This window comes from Streptomyces sp. PU-14G (assembly GCF_041028275.1).
GTDB lineage: Bacteria > Actinomycetota > Actinomycetes > Streptomycetales > Streptomycetaceae > Streptomyces.
On record NZ_JASKYT010000701.1, the window covers coordinates 1 to 1,211 of the forward strand.

At 73.1% G+C, this 1,211-nt stretch carries 1 protein-coding gene; it reads right to left on the bottom strand.

Going from position 1 to position 1,211, the window contains the following annotated elements:
* Window positions 1-217: 217 nt before the first annotated feature.
* Entirely contained in the window at window positions 218-628 is a 411-nt protein-coding gene (locus tag AB8Z75_RS34810) for a hypothetical protein (RefSeq protein ID WP_369209124.1), read from the bottom strand.
* Window positions 629-1,211: the final 583 nt, after the last annotated feature.

Sequence of the window (1,211 nt, forward strand, 5' to 3'; positions counted from 1 at the left end):
TTTCCCTCGTCACGGGCGAGCCACAGATGGGGGGGGGGGGGGGGGGGGGGGGGGGGGGGGGGGGGGGGGGGGGGGGGGGGGGGGGGGGGGGGGGGGGGGGGGGCCGGGACCGACCGGGGCCGGGACGGATGCTGCTGCCAGGGCTCGGGCGGCATCCTCAGCAGCGGTGCCGCCGCGGGGCGGAGGACGGGGACGGGCAGCGGGACCGCGTACCGCATCACAGCACCATCCGATCCGCTGTCTCCCCGAGTCGGATGCGCGCCAGTGCCAGGTTTCCCTCGTCACGGGCGAGCCACAGATGGAGGAAGAGGGTGCCTTCGAGCGCGCCGGTGAGGAACCGCAGCAGGTGGTAGCTGTCGCTGTTCGTCGCGATGACGTCCTCGACGGCCGGTACGCCGCCGAGGTCTCGCGGGGTCGTTGCGGTGGGCGCGGCGAGCGGTCCGAACGAGCGGTGTTCGGCGACCATGCGGGCCAGTTCGGCCGTCTCGCAGGCGGTCGCCTCGTGGTCACCGCCGGGCGGGTCCCCCGCGACTCCCAGTGCCAGCCCGCTGATCCAGTCGACGACGGCGGCACTGCGCGCGCCGGGTAAGCGCATCACCTCGAGCAGGCACGCGTCGATTCCGGACACGCTGTTACCCCCTCCCCGGCACGGCACGGCACGGCACGGCACGGCACGGCACGGCACGGCACGGCACGCGAACGACGGCTGGTACCGCCCGGACACGGACGGTGAGGCTGACGCTACGCATGCACACGCCAGGGGTCGCGTGTTCGGGCAAATTCCACTGGAACATGCCAGGAGTGCGCAGAGATTGACCGACGTCGTTTCGGAATTGACCGACGCGTGAGCGAAAGTGAACGTATCGACGAACAGAGTCCCCTCACGTGGACACGGGCCGGCGCATGCTGGCGCGTGGATCACGGGCCGGCGCACGCCGCAGGACGCCCGCCGGGGCGGGCGGAGCACCCCGTCGCGAACACGTGGTCCCCCTTGCACGTGTTCGAAAGTGTGGCAGGCTGCCCGGTCACACGCCCAATGCGGGCCGCGCCCTGGGCGGTTGACGCCACGGGAGCGGAACCGCACCGTCGAGAGGACCCCCCATGCGTGCTGTCCGCGCTCCTCTGGCTGTCACCTTCGGCACCGCGACGCTGCTGGCGCTTGCCCAGGCACCGGTGGCGGCCATGCCGCTCAGCCCCGACTCCCCCCACTC